This is a genomic window from Christensenellaceae bacterium (assembly GCA_031260975.1).
GTDB lineage: Bacteria > Bacillota > Clostridia > Christensenellales > UBA1242 > JAISKJ01.
This window is the reverse complement of record JAISKJ010000002.1, coordinates 35,778-55,051: the sequence shown is the minus strand read 5'-3', so window position 1 is coordinate 55,051 and position 19,274 is coordinate 35,778. Positions and strand designations below refer to the sequence as shown.

Annotated in this window: 17 protein-coding genes and 2 tRNA genes; 12 read left to right on the top strand and 7 right to left on the bottom strand. The window is 38.5% G+C overall.

The annotated features are described in order from the left end of the window. The first annotated feature begins 49 nt into the window (after positions 1–49). The 3 genes from LBN07_00645 (at position 50) to LBN07_00635 (ending at position 3,220) form a co-directional block, all read left to right on the top strand. Positions 50–889 (top strand): hypothetical protein, encoded by an 840-nt coding sequence (locus tag LBN07_00645; GenBank protein ID MDR0849976.1) that lies wholly within the window; start codon positions 50–52, stop codon positions 887–889. A gap of 170 nt (positions 890–1,059) precedes the next feature. Then, on the top strand, positions 1,060–1,797 hold the full coding sequence (pnuC, locus tag LBN07_00640; protein MDR0849975.1) for a nicotinamide riboside transporter PnuC: 738 nt from the start codon (positions 1,060–1,062) through the stop codon (positions 1,795–1,797). 397 nt (positions 1,798–2,194) lie between these two features. Next, positions 2,195–3,220, top strand: coding sequence for an NAD(P)-dependent oxidoreductase (locus LBN07_00635; GenBank protein ID MDR0849974.1), 1,026 nt, complete (start codon positions 2,195–2,197; stop codon positions 3,218–3,220). A 42-nt stretch (positions 3,221–3,262) separates the two neighbouring features. Here the strand turns inward: LBN07_00635 and LBN07_00630 are convergent, their stop codons facing one another. After that, on the bottom strand, positions 3,263–3,592 hold the full coding sequence (locus LBN07_00630; protein ID MDR0849973.1) for a hypothetical protein: 330 nt from the start codon (positions 3,590–3,592) through the stop codon (positions 3,263–3,265). A gap of 20 nt (positions 3,593–3,612) precedes the next feature. Further along, positions 3,613–3,688 (bottom strand) — tRNA-Pro (locus LBN07_00625). Positions 3,689–4,061: 373 nt separating this feature from the next. Here LBN07_00625 and LBN07_00620 point away from each other — a divergent pair. The 3 genes from LBN07_00620 to LBN07_00610 all read left to right on the top strand — a co-directional run bounded on the left by LBN07_00620 (position 4,062) and on the right by LBN07_00610 (position 6,717). Then, positions 4,062–4,151, top strand: a tRNA-Ser gene (locus LBN07_00620). A 255-nt stretch (positions 4,152–4,406) separates the two neighbouring features. Next, positions 4,407–6,167 carry an AIPR family protein gene (locus LBN07_00615; GenBank protein ID MDR0849972.1) on the top strand — a complete coding sequence of 587 codons (1,761 nt, stop codon included), beginning with the start codon at positions 4,407–4,409 and terminating at the stop codon, positions 6,165–6,167. A gap of 52 nt (positions 6,168–6,219) precedes the next feature. Continuing rightward, positions 6,220–6,717 carry an NUDIX domain-containing protein gene (locus LBN07_00610; protein ID MDR0849971.1) on the top strand — a complete coding sequence of 166 codons (498 nt, stop codon included), beginning with the start codon at positions 6,220–6,222 and terminating at the stop codon, positions 6,715–6,717. Positions 6,718–6,942: 225 nt separating this feature from the next. Here the strand turns inward: LBN07_00610 and LBN07_00605 are convergent, their stop codons facing one another. Continuing rightward, positions 6,943–8,190, bottom strand: coding sequence for a hypothetical protein (locus LBN07_00605; GenBank protein ID MDR0849970.1), 1,248 nt, complete (start codon positions 8,188–8,190; stop codon positions 6,943–6,945). 207 nt (positions 8,191–8,397) lie between these two features. Here LBN07_00605 and LBN07_00600 point away from each other — a divergent pair, with 207 nt between their 5' ends. The 4 genes from LBN07_00600 to LBN07_00585 all read left to right on the top strand — a co-directional run bounded on the left by LBN07_00600 (position 8,398) and on the right by LBN07_00585 (position 11,947). Then, a complete protein-coding gene (locus LBN07_00600; protein MDR0849969.1) occupies positions 8,398–8,799 on the top strand; it encodes a hypothetical protein in 402 nt (133 codons plus the stop codon). A 13-nt stretch (positions 8,800–8,812) separates the two neighbouring features. Further along, positions 8,813–10,084 (top strand): glycosyltransferase family 2 protein, encoded by a 1,272-nt coding sequence (locus LBN07_00595; GenBank protein ID MDR0849968.1) that lies wholly within the window; start codon positions 8,813–8,815, stop codon positions 10,082–10,084. A 17-nt stretch (positions 10,085–10,101) separates the two neighbouring features. Next, positions 10,102–10,905 (top strand): 1-acyl-sn-glycerol-3-phosphate acyltransferase, encoded by an 804-nt coding sequence (locus LBN07_00590; GenBank protein MDR0849967.1) that lies wholly within the window; start codon positions 10,102–10,104, stop codon positions 10,903–10,905. Positions 10,906–11,101: 196 nt separating this feature from the next. Further along, a complete protein-coding gene (locus LBN07_00585; GenBank protein MDR0849966.1) occupies positions 11,102–11,947 on the top strand; it encodes a hypothetical protein in 846 nt (281 codons plus the stop codon). An 8-nt stretch (positions 11,948–11,955) separates the two neighbouring features. Here LBN07_00585 and radC read toward each other — a convergent pair whose 3' ends face one another. Continuing rightward, the gene (radC, locus tag LBN07_00580; protein ID MDR0849965.1) at positions 11,956–12,720 is read right to left on the bottom strand and encodes a DNA repair protein RadC; all 765 of its coding nucleotides are present in this window, start codon (positions 12,718–12,720) and stop codon (positions 11,956–11,958) included. Positions 12,721–13,027: 307 nt separating this feature from the next. Here radC and LBN07_00575 point away from each other — a divergent pair, with 307 nt between their 5' ends. Then, complete coding sequence (locus LBN07_00575; GenBank protein ID MDR0849964.1) at positions 13,028–13,891, top strand: DegV family protein; 864 nt, start codon at positions 13,028–13,030, stop codon at positions 13,889–13,891. Between the two features lie 53 nt (positions 13,892–13,944). Here the strand turns inward: LBN07_00575 and pflA are convergent, their stop codons facing one another. The 3 genes from pflA to LBN07_00560 all read right to left on the bottom strand — a co-directional run bounded on the left by pflA (position 13,945) and on the right by LBN07_00560 (position 18,041). Further along, positions 13,945–14,667, bottom strand: a complete 723-nt coding sequence (gene pflA / locus LBN07_00570) for a pyruvate formate lyase-activating protein (GenBank protein MDR0849963.1) — start codon at positions 14,665–14,667, stop codon at positions 13,945–13,947. 17 nt (positions 14,668–14,684) lie between these two features. Beyond that, complete coding sequence (pflB, locus tag LBN07_00565) at positions 14,685–16,907, bottom strand: formate C-acetyltransferase (protein MDR0849962.1); 2,223 nt, start codon at positions 16,905–16,907, stop codon at positions 14,685–14,687. Positions 16,908–17,126: 219 nt separating this feature from the next. Further along, the gene (locus LBN07_00560) at positions 17,127–18,041 is read right to left on the bottom strand and encodes a hypothetical protein (GenBank protein ID MDR0849961.1); all 915 of its coding nucleotides are present in this window, start codon (positions 18,039–18,041) and stop codon (positions 17,127–17,129) included. 123 nt (positions 18,042–18,164) lie between these two features. Between LBN07_00560 and LBN07_00555 the strand changes: the two genes are divergently transcribed. Continuing rightward, on the top strand, positions 18,165–19,037 hold the full coding sequence (locus tag LBN07_00555) for a radical SAM protein (GenBank protein ID MDR0849960.1): 873 nt from the start codon (positions 18,165–18,167) through the stop codon (positions 19,035–19,037). Positions 19,038–19,274: the final 237 nt, after the last annotated feature.

Sequence of the window (19,274 nt, the reverse complement as noted above, 5' to 3'; positions counted from 1 at the left end):
AAACCGCCCGTGATGTGTTAAAATCATGGCGTAACGAGAGGTGAGGAAAATGAAGAAAATTGTTGGTTTAATTATATGTTTGGCGCTTTTGGGCGGTATTGCCGCGGTGTTTTTGATAAACGATATGGCGTTTACTACGCTTATAAGTCAAGATCAAACGAAAATTACGGGGATGCTGAACCGCGCTGAAAAGAAGGTGCAGGACGCCGACAGTTATGAGTTTGTCATTTCAAAAGATCATTTTAAAAACGGTGTTACTATAAACCGTGAAAAAATCCAGCTTCAGTCAAACAATGCCGACAGCACGCTTTGGGCAATCAAGGAAGTTAAGGATGCCGACGGCAAGCCTATCAGTACCACCGAATATTATTATGACGGCATTGAGCTTTACCGAAAGATTACTTATACAAACAACACAACCGCTTTTGATGCAGTGACAATTACATATGAAAATACTTTGGCCGAAATTTTGGATTTTGAACTTGTGGACGATGAATTTTTGAACATAACGGGCTTTAGTGACCGAACTGTTGAAAGTCTTAAGGCTGAAGACAAGGTCGGAGATGATGTTGTAGGAAAAAAACAAACCGCAAGCCACATAGCTTTTAGTTTCTCTCCGTTTTATTTAGGCGAAAGACTTGTGATGGAGGCTACGGGAACATGTATGACCGGCTTTTCGAGTGCCGTTTTACCTGCAGATTATGATGGTATTATTATAGAAAAGGTTTCGTATGAATGGGCACTGAGTTTGATGGGGAACCTCAAACAAAAGGTGTTTAAGGCGGGCAGCGACAAAGAGTATATGCAAAGAACATATGACTATAATCAAGTTGGCGGAGTGACTGTTAAGACACTTACCAATGAAGAAAAGACTAATTGGGGAGTATAAACGTACAACTTTTAAAAATATAAAATAAATCCGCTGTTAGGGCGGATTTGTTTTTTGCCATCTGCTAAGCTTTGATATTGATAAGAAATATAATTTGTTATGACGGAATAATTAAATCATTTGTCAAAAAGTGAGAAAAGAAGTATACTTTTTTAGAGGATAAAAGATGTATGGAAGATAAACAAACGGCAGGCAAGAAAAGAGTAATGGGGGGGGGGTATAGTGCTCTTGATTTATTTCTGCTAATTTTCGGACTTGCAACCATAACAACTTTATTGATAGTATTTCAGTCAAATTGGCTTACAGTTGTTTGCAGTGTTCTTGGAGTACTTGGCGTTTTTATGCAAGCTAAGGGTAAAATTATTGCACAGTTTTTTTGTGTCAGTTATGCAATTTTTTATATTTTTCTTGCGTTTTCAAACCAATATTTTGGCGAAGTAATTGTTTATGCAGGTTTTATGGTGCCGCTTTTTGTTTATGGAATTATTCACTGGCTAAAGAATAGGGATAAGAAAGATAATACTGTTATAGTACGTAGAAATTTGTCGATAAAAGAGTGGATAGGGCTGGGGATTATGTTTCCGTTGGTTTTTGTAGGCGTTTATTTTTTGCTTAAGTTTTTTAACACAGCGGAACTTATTGTCAGCGCAATTTCGTCCGTCTTAGTTATGCTTGCGGTATATCTTTCTGTCAGGCGTGTTAAGTTAAACCAAATCGTATTTCTTCTGAATGATTTTGCAATGGGAGCGTTGTGGATGCTGGTGGTGATTAAGGGAGATTTATCGCTTATTCCGTTTGTCACAATATGTTTAATTTATGCAATCTATGATATCTATGGGTTGATTCAGTGGGCGAAATTGGAAAAAAGACAAAGAGTTGCAGCTGAAATCGACAGTTGTAAAAAATAATTTTGAACTGCGATATAAAAATTATAAAGACGCTTTAAATAAGTTTTGTGAAAGAGTATACTTTTTTAGAGGAATGAAAGATGTATAAAGACAGCGAATAGCAGCAAAGCAGCGATGGAATGTTTTGGGCTACAACGCCCTGTTTTTTGTGGCAGATGCTGGTATATAACGGACAACTTGAATTTCTGGCGATATTCGCTTGTTAGGTATTTCAGATAATTTATGATGCTTATGGCATTTATGTTTTGACAAAGCTTGAAAAACGCCAAAAAGCCCGGAGTGCTGCAGCAACTTCTGCAAGGGAAGCCGGAGATGAGGAAATATAATAAAAATAAAGTTTTGTTCTGTTTGTAAAAACGAAAGGCTTGTGTTAGAATATTGTAAAAGAAGGTAGAATATGAAACACAAGGTTAAAAAAGTTTTTATTGCCGGAGGCACGGGATTTTTGGGTTATAAAAGCGCTAAGCTGTTTTTGAAGATGGGAGCAAAAGTAGATACAATATCTTTGCCGGGTGAGCTTGATAATCTGGATTGGTTTGATAAAAGAATAGGGCTTACTCTCGGCAATTTGTTTGAAATGAGCGAAGAGGATATTTATGAAATGCTGAAAGACGGGGGATATGACACCTTTGTTTATGCGCTGGGGCCGGATGAGCGTATTACTCCGCCTAAACCTGCCTACGATTTTTTCTATTCAAAGCTGGTGACGGAGTGTAAAAAAATCTGTTCCGCAGTAAAAAGAGCTGGCATAAAAAGATGCGTTATAATGAATTCTTACTTCACTTATTTTGACCAAAAGTATAACGGCAGATTATCAAAAAATCATCCGTATATAAGGGCAAGGGTTGATCAGGCTAGGGAGCTGATAGAACTTGGTAGTTCAGGCAAGTTTGATGTTATGATTTTAATGCTGCCTTATATATTCGGCACAACCGAAGGGAGAAAACCCATTTGGAGAGACGCCCTTCTTTCGCACTTTGACAAGTTTAAGAGTGTGATGTTCCCGCGCGGCGGCGGCACTGCTGTTGTTAGTGCTGAGGGTGTGGCTGAGGCTGTGGTTGCGGCAAGCTTTAACGGCGAGCACGCGCAGATGTATCCCATAGGCAGCACTAATATGACTTATAAAGAACTGATTGGTGCAATGCTTGAGTATGGCAACGACAAAAGGAAATATAAAGAATTTCCAGCATTTCTTTGCACGTTGGGAGTTTTGGGCATTAAACGTAAGAACAAAAAGGAAGGCAAAGAAAATGGACTTGATATCGCAAAGCTTATGACACAGATACAGAATAAGAAGTTTTATATAGACCCGCACGACACCGCGCAAAAACTAAGCTATAGCGAGCTTGGTTTTGACGGTGGCGGCGACATTCTTCAAAGCATCAAAGAAACTATGAGAGTGTGTTTCCCTGAAAGGTTTTGACATAGTTGTTTACAGTAATATTTTTTTAATTTATATTCAAATTTATCGTCCAAGTTTTTTCTTAATTTCGTGTGGAGTGAATCCTCCATTTGCAACCATTCTTGTATTGTTCCACGCATTCGAAAAAAGAATGCTATATTCTTGCAAATCTTTAATTCCATCGAATTGTATTCCATTCTTTTTCAAATGTTTATAAATTTCCTCGTCATTTTCTTCAATAGAAATCATCTCATATAGTTTTGATATAATAACATTAAGCCTATCTTCCAAATGTGCAGGAAGAAGTTTTTCACTTTTCAATAATTTTGTCCTAAAGTATTCTCGCAGTTTCATATATTGTTCGTTTGCGATGTAAGAATAAGCTTTTTTCATTTATTACCCCATTATCATTGTGGTCGGAGTGGCGGGATTTGAACCCACGACCTCATGGTCCCGAACCATGCGCGCTGCCAACTGCGCTACACCCCGATAGTAAGCATTATTATACACCAAAACTTTAAAAAAAGCAAACCCCAAAATCAAAATAATACACAGGGTCTCCAACTTTGTTCTTCCCGCAAAAAAACACTGCTCCGCGTGAACCAAGGAGCAAAGTTAACAGCAGCAGACTTTAACAATATTTTCCGCCCACTCTGCAAAGGAGTTTGCATGACGGTATAACGGATATAATTTCAAGGTAAGTAAGCCGTCACCTTTTTTGTTTCAACAAACAAAATACTGTTGCAATTATGTGGGTTTTGAATTATAATATACCCATCACATAAATGCGTTGCAATCCTTTGTCGACACTAATTAAAAGTCTGTTGATGTTGGCTGTGTGACACAAATATAATAATATTTTGCAGAGGTGGTTGAGTGGTCTAAGGCACTCGCTTGGAAAGCGAGCGTACAGTAACATGTACCGTGGGTTCAAATCCCACCCTCTGCGCCATAAAGACCTCGCTTAATGTCTTATAGCGATAGGGCATCAAAGCGGGGTTTTTGTGTTTATTGTGGGAAAAAGACACGAGAAACGCAGAAAAATATCTTTTTACAAAATGTATGTAATTGAAATTATCTGGTTTGGATTAACTTAGACAGTGAAAAAATTATTAAATTACAGGTAAAAGGATTGTGTCTATGGGCACCTGTGTTATAATTGATACATTAATATTTTTTAGTATTATAAAACAAAGGGAGAAAGTAAATGGGAAAATTTAAAGCTAATGAAGATTTCAAAAAGAGAAGGGATTTGCTTGACAAGTATGGAGACAATGCCCGCCTTTTGTATGCCTTGGAGCTGCGCTATGGTTTAGAGGATATTGATTCTGTTGCGGTTGAGGCACTTACGGATGAGGGGGACGATCAAAAATGTGATTTGTTATATATTAATGAGGATGAAGGATACGCAGTAATTGCTCAAGCCTATGAAGCAAGAACTATGGTTAAAGGGGACTTGGCCCCATCACATGAGCTTGCCAAAGAAAACAAAGCTGCAGATTTAAATACAGCTATTGCTTGGATCTTTGATGATAAAAAGGTATCATTTATACCATCAACTCTTAAGAGTGCGATTATAAGTTTTCAGGAAAATTTAGAAAACGATAATATTAATAATATTTATTTGTGGTATGTACACAATTTTGATGAAGACAGAAACCCCAAGGTGAGGAAACAGTTAGAAAAAGTCAAAGATACTACGTTGGCCTACCTTAATACAAAATATCCAAAGAAGAATGTCAATGTTGAATTTGTTGAAGTTGGTATTAATCAATTAGAAAAATGGTATGAGAATTCAAATAAGAGGATTGTTATTGAAGATAAATTATTTATAAAAGTACAAGACGGTTTTACTATTAAAGGTATTCATTGGGAAGCTTTTGTTACAGCTGTTGAGGGGTCTTGGATAAAGGATATATATCTTAAATATGATAAGGATTTGTTTTCAGGAAATCCAAGAGACTATTTGGGTTCACAAACCAAAAAGCTTTCAATTAACTCAGGAATTAGAACAACAATTGAGAAAGATCATGATAATTTTTGGCCATTTAATAACGGTATTACAGCTTTGGTAAATTCTTTCGATTTTAATGAGAAAACCAAGAAGCTTACATTGAAAGGCATGACTATCATTAATGGTGCTCAGACAACGGGTGCAATAGCTTCTATGGATTTTAAAAACGTATTTTATGTTCCTATACGATTTATTACTTGTAAAGTTAATTCTATAATTGATAGTATTATTTTAAACAATAATAAGCAGAATGAAATTTTAACTTCAGACATGAGAAGTAACGATTCTTTTCAAACAAGGTTGCGTTATGAGTTTTCAAAATATCCAAAGCTTTTTTATAGTGGCGGCAGAAGAAGCGACAAGAAAATAGATAAGGAAATTACACAATTTGATAATTATCTTGTTGGTCAATTGTTACATGCTTTCCATTTTGATGCACATACGGCATATAATAAAAGAAAGTATTTATGGCAAGAGGATAACTATTATAATGCAATTTTCAAAGACTCTTTGACCCCAGAGCATGTAATATTTTTATATAGCTTGTCAAAAGCAATTGATGATTATAAGTTTGGTCTTAAATTAAAAGGCGAAGGTCGTATAGACAAAGAAGAAGGAATATATAGCTTTTTTCGAATGCGTGGTGCTAAAATGTTATTGGTTTCTGCGGTGTCAAAATGTATGGACACAATATTGTCAAGGAAGATAAAGGATAAGTTTTCTCTGCGCTTTAAAGATTGTACTGACTTTAATAATTGTGTTAATTTATGGAATCAATTGTTAAAGACAATAATAGGTTTTTATGAACACTTGCAAAATGGGCTTGATGATGGCTTGAAAAATAGGGAAAATATTGATAAGGCTATAGCGGCATATTCAGATTATGTTTATAGTATTAAAGAAAGCTTAGGCGACAGGTTTGCTGAAAGGTTTATTAAGGCGGTAGCAAAGTAATTTTTTATTTTGTAATGATAGGTTTGGCAGTTTAGAAGGAGTGGTTTGATTCATGGAAAAAATAAAAGAGGTATTGGATTTATTTAATGGTGCCGGAGAATTTCTGGAAAAAACCATTGAAAGAGAGCAGAATATTTCTGAGGGGGAGTTTGTTAAGCTTGTTCTTATATGGATTAAAAATTCAAAGGGGCAATTTTTGATACAAAAAACATCGAAGAAAAGAGGAGGAGTATACGCTGTTACGGGAGGACATGTAAAATCAGGGCAAAGCTGTGAGGAGGCGTGTATTTCGGAAATTGAAGAGGAGCTTGGGATAACGGCTGTAAAGAGAGAACTTAATTATGTTGGCAGTTTTCCTTATAAAAACACACGATTATTTTATACATACTGTTTGTTAAAAGAGATTGATTGCAAAAAACTTAAATATCAAAAAGAAGAAGTGGATTTTGCCGTGTGGAAGAATGCGGAAGAAATCAGGGAGTTGATTGAAAACGGAGAGTTGCGGGAAACGTCAGTTATTTCATTTGATTTATTAAAAACCAACTATTAGTGGAATATAAACATAAAGAATTGGGTTCACAAAAACATACTTGTGTGTGTTATAATTTAACTAGTAGGAATAAAATGTTTAGGAGTGTAAGCCCAGACAAAATTTATTTAAAACACTTTGTATGTATTGTTTAAAATTACTTTCGAGGGTAAAAAATAATTAAGCGTTTTTTGGTTGACAAAAAAGCCCCGGAAGGGGCCTTTTAAAAACACCAGATAGTGTTTACTATTCTTTTCCGATGGTTACGTTGTCGGTTTTGCGGTCGTTGAGGGCGTCAATCGGGTGGTCGGATTCCTGATAGCGATAATCCTTGCCGCCGAAGCCGCGGGTTTTGATGGCTTCTTTAATTATTTGGTGGCTTGCTACATCATCCGGACTATCATTTACCGCTTTATTATATTTAAAGAAATCAGCATTAGCCGTAAGTTTGCGGGCGTCAATATAGTTTTCACGGTCGCTGGTTATCCAAACGGTGTCTTTAAGAACCCTGCGGATATATTCCTTGTTTTCGCCGAATTTCAAGAGGCGGGGGAACTCGGGGTTGGGGATAACTCCAGAAACCTTTTTCTTTTCATATTTTTCCAGCAGCTTTGCAACATGTTTCAGATGTGACACTTCCATCTGAAAATGTTCCTCCCAAATTTTCTTTATATGCGGGTCGGTTTCATCCTGCATCATGCTGTAGTAAAGATAACATTCGGTGTATTCATGCATAAGCCAATTTTCAAGCCATGTACAGTTTGGGTCTTTAAGACTTTCATATTGCGAGACATGCATTTCTTCTACCATGCCTATTTCGGCAAACAGCTTGCGGCCAATATCATTATGATAAATTTGAGCAATATTCATATACCAATTCATGGTTTGTTGTTCGGCTGCCGTAATAATGCTTGCAACAAGTTTTGAATATGGGGCGGCGGTTTTAGCATCAAGGTGCCGTTTGACAAAGTCGCGAGGGTGGCGATGTTCGTTTATGGTAGGCCTTCCGGGCATAATTTCGGTAAGTTTTCCTACAAGCGTTTCGGCTTCGATGCCAAAATCTTTTTTAAGAAGATTTGCAAAACGGTAAAGATGGTCAAAATCTTCAAGAAGAGCAAGATTGAGTGCGTCAAGATTGTTTTTGTCTGTTTCGTTTTGCGCCAGAATTGCAGTCAGCTCTATGGCAAGCTGCTCATAGCCTATTGTAGTTTCCAAAAAGTTTTCATCCAGCGGTTTGAGGGCGCCGATGCGTTTTTGCTGCTGCTGTTCTTGATTTCTGATAAAAGCAATTTCACGCTTCAGGTCGGCATCATTGCAGTTGCGTGAAAACTGATGCAGGAACCATGTGGATTCAAATTCAGTGCCGTTCATTAGTATAATGCGAATTTTGGTAAAGGGGCTAGCCGATTTTTTATCATATGGTTTTGGATACATTTTTTTCCAATTCAAAACATTATCTTCCAGAGTTTTTGCCGGATATTCAAATGGATTCATATAAATTCTCCTTAATAAACCAATTATGATATTTTTTAGACTAAATTATTCAACAGAATTTTTTTATTCGGCTGCAAAGGTTGGGGCCTGTTTATTTTTCTTTTACTTTTTATTTGACTTGGGCAAACTTATATGGTATAGTTTTATTGACTTGGTCAATGAAATAGTGAAATGTTGACCAGAACTTTAATTTTGGAGGTTTCTATTATGTTAAAGATGGACGCGGTTTATATGACATTCAGAAAGTATTCAAAGATGGTGTATAAGGAGATGAATCAGAAATTGGAGCCGTATAATATCTCTTCACAGCACGGCAACTATCTGATTGCACTTATGCAAAATGACGGAATGACTATAAAACAGCTTAATGAAGCAGTTGAAAATGATGGAGCCATCACCACTAGAGTGCTCAAAAAACTCAGCGACCAAAGCTTGGTGGCAATTGTAGCAAAGAGTGCTAGGGTATCAATAGTAACTCTTACCAAATCGGGCAAAAAGCTGGGACGTACGCTTATGGCAACGCTTGGCGCCACACGCAGAAAGATATTCAGCAAGCTTAACCCCATTGAGCTTATGCAGCTTCAGAAGATTTATAAAAAAATAGCCTAAAGAGGAAAGTGATATGGTATCAACGCTCAAAATAGCATTTTTGGTTTATATAATCATAACAGTGGTGGCACTGCTTTGTTATATTCCCCGTATAACCTATTTTTTCTGGGCGTTTCAAAAAACAAAAAAATTGAATAATCCTGTCAAGAACAAGCTTTGCATCCTTATTGCGGCACGCAACGAGCCCGTGGGGATAATACATACTCTTGACGGGCTGCTTAATCAGACCTATGACAGACAGCTTTATGAAATTGTTGTGGTAGTATCAAAGTTTGACGACACAACCATAGATGTGGTAAAGACTAAATATCCAAGCGTAGAGCTTTATGTGGCTCAAAATACCAAAAGCAAGGGGGAGGCTCTTGACAATGCGGTTAAGCACTTTTTTGAAGAAAAAAGGGAGTATGCTTCGTATGTTTTGGTGGATGCTGACAATATAGTTAAGAATAATTTTGTAGAAGAAGCCAACAATGCTATGATGATGGAGGCCGGAGTTATTGTGTTTAAAAAGAAGGTTAAGAACTTTGAGAGCACAAACAAAAAATCCAGGTCGCTGTTTTGCAACTGCGCAGGCCTTGTCTGGATTGGCGTTGATGATATGGGCAATAAATATAGAAGTAGTCACAACATAGCGTGTAATATGACGGGCACCGGACTTATGGTAAAGGCAGAAGTGCTTAAAGCAATCGGGGGCTTTCCGTGCCGCACACTTACTGAGGATTATGAGCTTATGTGTGAGTGTATGATAAGGGACATTAAAACAACTTATTATGAACACGCAGCGGTATATACTGAGGAAGCCGTTACTCACAAAGAGGCCAGCAAGCGAAGAATTAGGTGGCTTAAAGGGTTTACGCAATGCCAAAAGATTTATAAGGGAAAAATAAAAGAGCAGACCTTTGACGGAGAAGAAATAAAATTTCAAAACTTTGACTTTTTATATGGAATACTTCCGCTGCTGCTTTTTGCGGTGGGTGCCATTCTTGGGATTGCCGTTCAGCTGGTGTCGGGAATTGTGCTTTTAATTTTGCAAAATAATCTGTGCTTTTTAGCGTTTATGTACGGTGGAATTTCTCTGTTATTTACTTATGTGTTGCTTGTGCTATACACGCTTTATCAAATGATTGTGGCGGGCAAAAGTTATAAAATATCGTTTTGGTCAAAAGTATGTGTGCTGTTTTTCAATCCATTTTATATATCGGAATATATTCTTATTTATTTCAAGGCAAAGCTTTCAAAAGAATGTTCGTGGGAAGTCGTTGAAAGAGTGCCGTTTAGTGTATAAGTAGGCGGGGATGATTGGTGACAAAAGAGGAACTTTTTAGAGCTATAGAAGAGCGCGAGCGGGCAGGCGAATTTGATGTTCGCGTTGTTCCTACTCCCGAAAATAAAATTAAAAAAGTTAAGGCAGGGCATAAGTTTATAAGACGTGGGCCGCTGAATTTTTTAAGTTGCAGTTTTTGGCGCGGGCTTGTAATTACGGCGGGCTATGTTATTAATTTTTTTGGTTTCGGGCTTAAAATAAAGGGCAGGAAAAATCTCAAGGGACTGAAGTCCGCCATAATTTTGAGTAATCACGTGCACGACCTTGACAACTGTATGATAAGGCAAGCCGTGGCGGGGCATAAGCTATATATAACAGCCGGTGAATTTAACAACCGCAAGGGCTGGTTTGGGCATGCTTTGAGGTCAGGAGGACTTTTGCCTTTCAGCGCAGATATTCATGCTATGCACAATCTTGGAGTTGCGATAGATTTTTATCTTAAAAAAAACTGCTATGTATTGTTTTATCCTGAGGAGGCTCTTTGGCACAGATACCAAAAGCCCAGACCTCACAAAAAGGGGGCTTATCACTATGCCGTAAAAAGCGGTGTGCCGGTTGTTCCTGCGTTTATTGAATGGGGCAGGGGTAAAAACCCCAAGAAAGCTACTGTGCATATAATGCAGCCGATTTATCCTGATGATGCGCTTGAGCGCAAAGCGCGTATAAAGAAGATGAAGGATGCAGCCTATGGCGCTTATGTAGCTAAATATGAAGAAGTCTACGGCAAAAAGCTGGAGTATAGTAATGGTTCAAGGCCGGAAAATTTTTTGGAGAATAAATAAATTTATACCGTCTGCGGGCGGTCTTGTTTTTTTTGAAAAAGGTATTGACATAGGGGAGGGATAGCTTTCTCAGTTTTTTTATTTGTATCAAAAAATATTGTTGCCACTTTTAAAAGAAGTATAATGAATTGGTATAATAATAAAGTGCTGTTCAATGCTGTTAGAGTGTGATATAATAAAAACATAAGAGGTTTTTATGGAAGTTCAGTGGATAATTTTGATAGTATTTGGAGCCCTTGTGTTGCTTGGGTTAATATTTACGCTGATTATAAAAGCGCGCCAAAATCATCAAAATGAGCAGCACAAAAATGCAAAAAGGGTACCTGACGGTGACGATAATATCTGGTCACGTTCTGATAAAGACGCCATAGAAAAAAAGAAGCAAGAAGAATTTGAAAAGGAACTGAAAAAGCTCAAAGATAAGGAAAAAAATAATGGCTATGATTTTTATGAGGAAATGAAGAAAAACACCCCTAATCCTCTTAAAGATTTGACTAAGGGAGCAGAAAATTTTAGTCTGGCAAAGTCGGGTGGAAGGCTGGCCGGGGGTGCTGCGATAAGTGTTTTGGGCGCTCTTAAACGAAAGAGTACTCGAACCAGAATGACAAGCCCTGTGTCAGGGCATTCTATAAGCTCACCCAGCATGGGAGCGGGTGTAGGCGGAAGCTCAGTATCACCAACAAGAACGCCTACGGCGCCAAGTCCTGCACATATTGTAGGAACAAGCAGCCCGAACGGTGTCTCATCAGGCGGAAGAATCAGTGACGGCGTTGATATGAAATATGAAGCGTATAAGTCCCTCAGAGACCATTCACTCAGCCTGCATGCTTTTGTCAGGGGCAAGGGTGCATGGTGGGATGCTTTTGAGGATATAAAAATTTTGGCGGCGACCCGCGAAATCCTGCAGAAATTTGACGCTGCCCGTGAAACTTTTAGAAGCGATGAGCCCCCCGCGTGGAAAGAAGCCCGCGAAAAAGCCGAGCGGGATATGTGGGCAAAGGAAAAGCTTAAAGAAAAATATGGAATTGATTTTGAAAAATAATTTTATTTTTAGTCTTTATTGAATTTTATAATATTTTTCAACTGCACGCTATGGTACAGCATATTTTTAAACATTCCTTTAAACTCGTCAATGTATCCGTTATTTAAAAAACTAAAACTGTCTTTTGCAGACAGAATTATGTGATCTAAAAGCGGTACTCCGATGGAACTGAGACCCATAAAGAACTGTCTGGTAAATTGTATATCTTCACCTGATGGATTTGCATTCCCATGCGGATGAGTGTGACACATAATCACGCCGCCGATTTTATGTTTCAGCACCTTAGTCACCAGCTCTTTGATATTTAGCTGGATGTTGTCAACCGAGCCTGCTCCGAAGCTTTCGGTTTTGATCAGCTCGTTTTTGTTGTCAATATAAGTAAGATAAAACTTTTCGTTTCCCACAACAGGAATTGTACTTTTGAGATACCTGATTACAGCGCTGGGGCTGGTGAGTAATATTTTGTTTTCAATTTTGTTCTTTTGATAAACAAGAGGTATTTGTGAACATAAAGACAGAAATAATGCTGCGACTTCGCCGATGCCGTCTACCTCCATAAGTCTTTCGGGTTGGGCCTCAAACACTGCATGAAGTGAGCCAAACTCTTCAATCAATTTGTGAGCCAGAGGATTTACATCTTTGTGTGGAATTACAAAAGAAAGAAACAGCTCAAGTATTTGGTGCGGAGGCAATGTCTCAAGACCTGCGACTTTGGCTAGTTCGCGCAGACGCTTGCGATGACCGGCATGAATGTTGGGTTTCTTATCGCTCATAAGGCATTCCCCCTTTTTATTGTTTATTTTTTTCAGATTGTGTATATTATAACACATGTCAATAAATTACAAAAGCAAAATAAAAGGGTTGAGATTTGAGCAATTTCTGCCTTTATTTGGCACATATTCTACTGTGAGTAGAGTGTATTTCTATGGCTCTATTAATGTGCAGTATGGTTCTACTCAAGTATTAAAAAGTGTATAGCGCTGGCAGCATATTTTTATTTGGATTTTGTGTCATAAACTGCTAAAGTTGTGGCATAAGTAATTGCGATGCGATTACTAAACAATTTTAAGGAGAAAGAAAATGTCATTTAAAATTTTTACGGATTCGGGAGCAAGCCTTTCTAAGGAACAGGCAGAAAAGCATGATATTACCATTATGAGTATGGGATATGTCATAAACGGTGAGGAATTTGTAGGTCAGGACGAAACAGAAGAGTTTATAAAAACTGTATATAAGAAAATGAAAGAAAAAGAGACGGTTTCGACAAATGCGGTCAACAGTGCCGATTTGTCGGATGCATTTGAAAAAGTTCTTGGCAGCGGCGAGGATATTTTATATATTGCGTTTGCATCAACTTTGAGCTCAAGTTTTGAAAATGCAAGTAACACGGCTGAAGAGGTTAATAAAAAGTATAAAGAACGTAAAGTTGTTGTAATTGACAGTTGCTGCGCTGCTATGGGGCAGGGTATGATTGTGATTGAAGCGGCAAAACAAAAAGCAAGCGGCAAAACTATTGACGCCGTAGCAAAATGGGTTGATGAAAACAAAATGAAAGCGGTACATTTGTTTACGGTTGATAATCTTGCTTATCTTTACAGAGGTGGAAGGCTGAAGAAATCTACTGCTATTATAGGAAGCATGCTTCACATAAAGCCGCTTATGCATTTTGATACTTTGTGCAAACTTACTCCGTATGGCAAGGCTCTGGGGCGTAACCTTGCGTTGAAAGCGATTGCAAATATGGTTCAGAAAAAGATTGTTAACCCTGAAGAGCAGACTATTTATATTTCGCATGCCGAAAGTATTAATGATGCGCTGACGCTTCAAAAGGCAATAAGCGAAAAAATTACAGTTGAAGATTTTGAAATAAATGACATGGGTCTTGTTATCGGAGCTCATGCAGGGCCGGGAACTTTGGCGGTATTCTTTTTTGGAAACAGATAAAACAATAGAAAAAAAGGGGCGTGTGCCCCTTTTAAAATCTCCTGCAAGGAAATCTATTCATTTTTTAATTTGCTGTTGACATAGTTCTGAAGTTTGATGAGCTTGTCGGGATTTAGGGCGGGTGTGCTTTCAAGAGGGTTTGTTATGCCCAGATTTTGATATTTGGCAAAGCCCATGGTGTGAAACCCCAGCAGCTCATATTTGGTTATGCAAGAGTAGGGCTTTATGAGGTTTAGATATTTTTCCAGATATTTTGTGCTGTCGCTTATGCCGGGGACGATAACTGTTCGTATCCAGGTATCTTTTTTTTTGGTTTCAAGATAGTCTAAAAACTCCAAAGTTCTTTTAAGCGAACCCCTTGTGTAGCTGTGATATTCTTTTTCGGTGGGGTATTTAAGGTCAAGTATGACAAGGTCACAAAGCTTTATTACTTTTTTAACATCATCATTAAAAACACTTCCGCAGGTGTCAAGGACTATGTTTATGTCATGCTGCTTAAGCATTTTGCTAAGCTCTGCCAAAAATCTTGCCTGCAGCAGCGGCTCACCTCCGCTAAAGGTTACACCGCCCGACTTTCCGAAATAGTTTTTATACCGTAATATTTTGTTAAGCAGTTCTTTGGGGGTATATTGGTCATATACGTGCGACCCGCACCAGGTTTCGGGGTTATGGCAAAAATGGCATCTCATATTGCAGCCCTGCAAAAATATTGCGTATCTTATGCCTTCGCCGTCAAAGGTGGCAAGACTTTCTATTGAATTGACGTAGCCTTTCATAGTACTCCTTAAGGGTATTAAATTTTTTCGTGGAAGGTTCGGTTGATTACTTCTTCCTGCTGTTGTTTTGTAAGTTTGTTAAAGTTTACGGCATAGCCGCTTACTCTAACGGTGAGGTTGGGATATTTTTTGGGGTCATTCATTGCTTCTATCAGCATTTCGCGGTTGAGCACATTTACATTAAGTTGGTGTCCTTTTTGCTTAAAATAACCATCAATCAGCTCTACAAGAGTGTTTTTTTGCTGCTGCGTCGTTTGTCCTAAGGTGTAGGGCACAACCGAAAAGGTATTGGATATTCCGTCACGGCAATAGTCATAGTTTATTTTGGCAACAGAGTTAAGGCTTGCTAGTGCTCCGCTTTTGTCACGCCCGTGCATGGGGTTGGCTCCGGGGGCAAATGGCTCGCCCTTTTTTCGGCCGTCGGGTGTTGCTCCCGTATGGGCACCATATACCACATTGCTTGTTATGGTGAGGATGCTGAGAGTGTGAACAGCATTTCGGTAACATGGGGTTTTAATAAGGTTATTATAAAAATCCTCGGTTATTCCTTGAGCTATGCTGTCAACTCTATCGTCGTCGTTACCAAATTTAGGGAAGTCTCCGTCAATGCTGAAATCGGTTATTATTCCGCGCTCATCTTTTATGGCGGTGACCTTAGCATACTTTATTGCGCTGAAACTGTCGGCAAGCACGCTCAGGCCGCTTATTCCAAATGCCATAAGACGCGTGACATCGGTGTCATGCAGTCCCATTGTCAGGCTTTCGTAGGCGTATTTGTCGTGCATATAATGAATTACGTTCATAGTGTTTACATAAAGATCCGACAGCCACTTGCTATATTCTTTATAGGCCTTATATACTTTGTTATAATCCAAAATACCCGCTTCAAAGACCTTTCCGGCAGGGCCTATCTGCTCGCCCTTGATTTCGTCCTTTCCTCCGTTTAAGGCCATAAGCAACAGCTTTGGCAGGTTGCAGCGAGCTCCGAAGTATTGCATTTGTTTGCCTTCTTTCATTGCGGAAACGCAGCAAGAAATGGCGTAGTCGCAACCGAATATTGGGCGCATCATGTCGTCGTTTTCATATTGAATGGAGTCAGTGTCAATAGACACCTTTGCACAGAATTGTTTATAGGGTAGCGGGAGCTGGTCTGACCACAAAATGGTGATATTGGGCTCTGACGACGGACCCAGACTATATAGTGTGTTAAGCACCCTAAATGCGGTTTTGGTAACCATATGCCGTCCGTCGCTTGATAAACCTGTTTCGCTTAATGTTACCCATGTGGGGTCGCCGGCAAACAGTGCATTATAATCACTTGTGCGCAGGTGTCTTACAAGCCGCAGTTTTATTATAAAGTCGTCAATGAGCTCCTGAACGGCTTCTTCGGCAAGTATTCCTTTTTTGAGGTCACGCTCGATATAAATATCTATAAAGGCGGATATTCGGCCTATGCTGTTGGCGGCTCCGTTTTGTTCTTTTACGCTGCCAAGGTATCCGAAATAAAGCCACTGAATGGCGTCTTTGGCACTTTCTGCCGGTTTAGAGATATCTATGCCATAGCTTAGCGCCATTTTTTTGAGGTCTTCCATGGCGTCAATCTGAAGATATAGGTCCTCAATATTATGTATGCTTTCTTCAGTCATAGTGCTTTTGCCAAATATGTTTTTGTCAACCTTCTTTTGAGCAATCAGATAATCCATTCCATAAAGTGCCACACGCCGATAGTCTCCGATAAGACGACCGCGCCCATAGGCATCGGGCAGCCCTGTTAAAATTCCGCAGTGACGGGCTTTTCGCATTTCATCGGTATATGCTCTGAAAACTCCGCTGTTGTGGGTGGTGCGGTATTTGAATTGTTCCTTTATAAGGTTTGGGAGGTGATAACCGTATTCGTGGCATGATTGCTCGCATGTTCTGAGGCCTCCGAATGGGTTTATTCCGCGCTTAAGCGGGGCATCAGTCTGAAGCCCCACGATAATGTCAAGCGTCTTGTCAATGTAGCCGGGGTTATAAGCATTTATGCCTGTGGCAACGGATGTATCCACATTCAGAACGCCGCCCTTTTGGTGTTCACGCGCAAGCAGCTTTTCAACTTTTTCAAAAAGCTTTTTTGTGCGTGCTGTGGGTCCGCATAAAAAGGTCTCATCGCCGTCATAGGGGGTGTAATTGTTTATAATAAAATCCTCAACGTCAATCTCTTTTTTCCATTTTGTGCCCTTAAATTCTTCCCAAATCATAAAATCCTCCAAATTTTGATATTAGTATATCACAATCAAAAAAAACTACAAAAGAAAAATAAAGAAAAGAGGGCTGCTAACCATCACTTTATATTATAATAATTAATGAATTATTGCAGTGACAATAAGGTTTCAGCGAATATTTTCCGGTTGTACTTATTAAGTTTTGCTGAAAATAAAAAACCGCAGTAAACGCTGCGGGGTTTTTGTTTTTGTAAATCAGGCTTCTGGGGTGAGGTTTTCCGCATTCTGTTCAGCGGTGAGAGGTGTAGCTTTTTCAAAAGCCGCCATAATCTCTTCGTCGGTTGGGGGTGTAGTTTTTTCCAAGTCTTTTATAATCATGCCGGCAGTATGCTGTATGGTTTTTTCAAAAAATTCGGGGCCGGGAGGCTCAGCGTATTCTTCGGGTGCTTTTCCAAACAGAGTGTTTATAAGGTGAAACTTTCCGCCAAAGGTTTTGTATGCCTCAACGGATTGCTTAAACATATCCACTTCCTCTTTATGCCTCTCTTCATAGCCGTCAAGCTTTTCACCGTTTTTTAAGCGGGCTTTGAGGTTGTTTTCAACAAGCTTCATATCAGTCTGTGGTATGATGACCATGTCAGGCATAATCAGTCCTTCAGTTGCTATGCATTCACTTAGTATTGTTATATGGTCTATCAATTCTTCCTGAAGGTCAGAGATTTTTCCGTTGTATTTTTGTTTGGGCTGATACCCCTGTTCGGTCTGAGTGTCTGCAACCTCGTCAACCAGCTCTTTAAGATGTCGGGGGTCTTTAAGAATTTTGAATGTGGCTTTCGCTATGAGGCTTTTGGTTTCTTCAAAGGGTATGTCATCAAGGCCGTTATACATCAAGGCACTGATAAGTCCTCGGTCTTGAAGTACATCAAAACCTTCGCGTGTCAAAATGTATGCCTTTATTGAAGCTTCAGCTTTGTCTAAAGCGTTAATTTTGGCAAGCGCTATTTTATCGGGATTTCGGGTATGGCGGCAGGCAGCTGCGTTCTTTTCGCTGGGAGTTTTTAAAAAGACAGGCTCATGTCCGTATTCTTTTGCTTTTTTTATTGCAGCGTTTATGGCTGTAGTTTTGCCCGAGCCGTTTGTCATTTCGATTATTATGTATTTTCCTGTCATAATTTACCTCTTTTAAGGAGTATACCACATTGCTTTTACTTTTACAAGAGAGGATTTATGATTACAATATTTTATTGCATGACAAAATATTTTATGCTATACTTGCTGTGAAGGGGATAAATTGTGCAAAAGATTGAATTGCCTATGAATGAGTATAGAATATCAGTTACTTCCGCGTGTAACATGAAGTGTTCTTATTGTCATAATGAAGGTAATAAGATTGCAAGGCATTTGCCCAAAGAAAAGATTTTTTTATTGATTGAAAATTCATATGATTTGGGACTAAAACAAATGAGGCTTACAGGTGGTGAACCGTTGCTGCATCCTGAGATTTATGAGATATGTAAAACGCTGAAAGAAAAGTATAATTTGAAAATTGGTATAAATACCAATGCTATATTTATTGATAAGTTGCTAGAGCTGATTAATGAAAAATTGGTAGATAGAGTGGTTGTGGGATTGGATTATTTTGATGCTCCTATTTCAAAAGATTCACCAATTGGTTTGTCTTCTGAAGAGATTAAAGAAAACATAATAAAAATAAAAAACAGCGGATGTAACGTTTCGGTTTCAAAGGTATATACGGGAGACTATGAAGATACTTTTAAAATAGTTGAATGGGGCATTAATAATCAGATAAGGATTAAAATATTGGAAATTGAGAACGGAGAAATCAGCGACCAGAGTGTTTATGGTTATGATGAAATGCAAAGAAGGTTGATTATTAATTTTGGTTTTACTTTAAAAAAGAACAGTTACCAAGAAGCAACAGGATGGAAAGGTGATTATCATGCAGTATCGTTTTTTCACTCTAAGTGCCGCATAAGGAAATGTGATTTGTGCAGAAAGATGCATCTTAGAGTAACAAGCGAAGGAAAGTTGAAAACTTGCCTTCATTACTGTGATGATGATTTGGATTTTTGTGTGGGGGATGTGAGAGAAAATATCCTAAAGAAGTTAAATAGTCCTGTAAATTATTATCTAAAAAAGACTTGAGTTTAAGATTTAAATCTTTTATTTCGGGGATTTTTGGTTTGAGCAATATGCCGAATTTATTTGACGGAATTTCTGTTTTTGATATAATAGCTATGTATTAAGGACTGCATTTTGGCGGGTCTGTTGGTTTTGTTATTACACAAGAATAAAAGGAGAAGAATATTAGGGCATTAAGGCTAAAATAGGGTATTGAAAATATTGCCGATATGTTGTATACTATAGAAGTATTGGGGGGAA

Bases quoted from the DNA above. Each gene is read 5' to 3' on its own strand.
- LBN07_00585 (MDR0849966.1), top strand. From the start codon at position 11,102: ATGGAAGTTCAGTGGATAATTTTGATAGTATTTGGAGCCCTTGTGTTG.
- pnuC (MDR0849975.1), top strand. From the start codon at position 1,060: ATGGAAGATAAACAAACGGCAGGCAAGAAAAGAGTAATGGGGGGGGGG.
- LBN07_00610 (MDR0849971.1), top strand. From the start codon at position 6,220: ATGGAAAAAATAAAAGAGGTATTGGATTTATTTAATGGTGCCGGAGAA.
- LBN07_00635 (MDR0849974.1), top strand. From the start codon at position 2,195: ATGAAACACAAGGTTAAAAAAGTTTTTATTGCCGGAGGCACGGGATTT.
- LBN07_00630 (MDR0849973.1), bottom strand. From the start codon at position 3,592: ATGAAAAAAGCTTATTCTTACATCGCAAACGAACAATATATGAAACTG.
- pflB (MDR0849962.1), bottom strand. From the start codon at position 16,907: ATGATTTGGGAAGAATTTAAGGGCACAAAATGGAAAAAAGAGATTGAC.
- LBN07_00560 (MDR0849961.1), bottom strand. From the start codon at position 18,041: ATGACAGGAAAATACATAATAATCGAAATGACAAACGGCTCGGGCAAA.
- LBN07_00595 (MDR0849968.1), top strand. From the start codon at position 8,813: ATGGTATCAACGCTCAAAATAGCATTTTTGGTTTATATAATCATAACA.
- pflA (MDR0849963.1), bottom strand. From the start codon at position 14,667: ATGAAAGGCTACGTCAATTCAATAGAAAGTCTTGCCACCTTTGACGGC.
- LBN07_00575 (MDR0849964.1), top strand. From the start codon at position 13,028: ATGTCATTTAAAATTTTTACGGATTCGGGAGCAAGCCTTTCTAAGGAA.
- radC (MDR0849965.1), bottom strand. From the start codon at position 12,720: ATGAGCGATAAGAAACCCAACATTCATGCCGGTCATCGCAAGCGTCTG.
- LBN07_00600 (MDR0849969.1), top strand. From the start codon at position 8,398: ATGTTAAAGATGGACGCGGTTTATATGACATTCAGAAAGTATTCAAAG.
- LBN07_00605 (MDR0849970.1), bottom strand. From the start codon at position 8,190: ATGAATCCATTTGAATATCCGGCAAAAACTCTGGAAGATAATGTTTTG.
- LBN07_00615 (MDR0849972.1), top strand. From the start codon at position 4,407: ATGGGAAAATTTAAAGCTAATGAAGATTTCAAAAAGAGAAGGGATTTG.
- LBN07_00645 (MDR0849976.1), top strand. From the start codon at position 50: ATGAAGAAAATTGTTGGTTTAATTATATGTTTGGCGCTTTTGGGCGGT.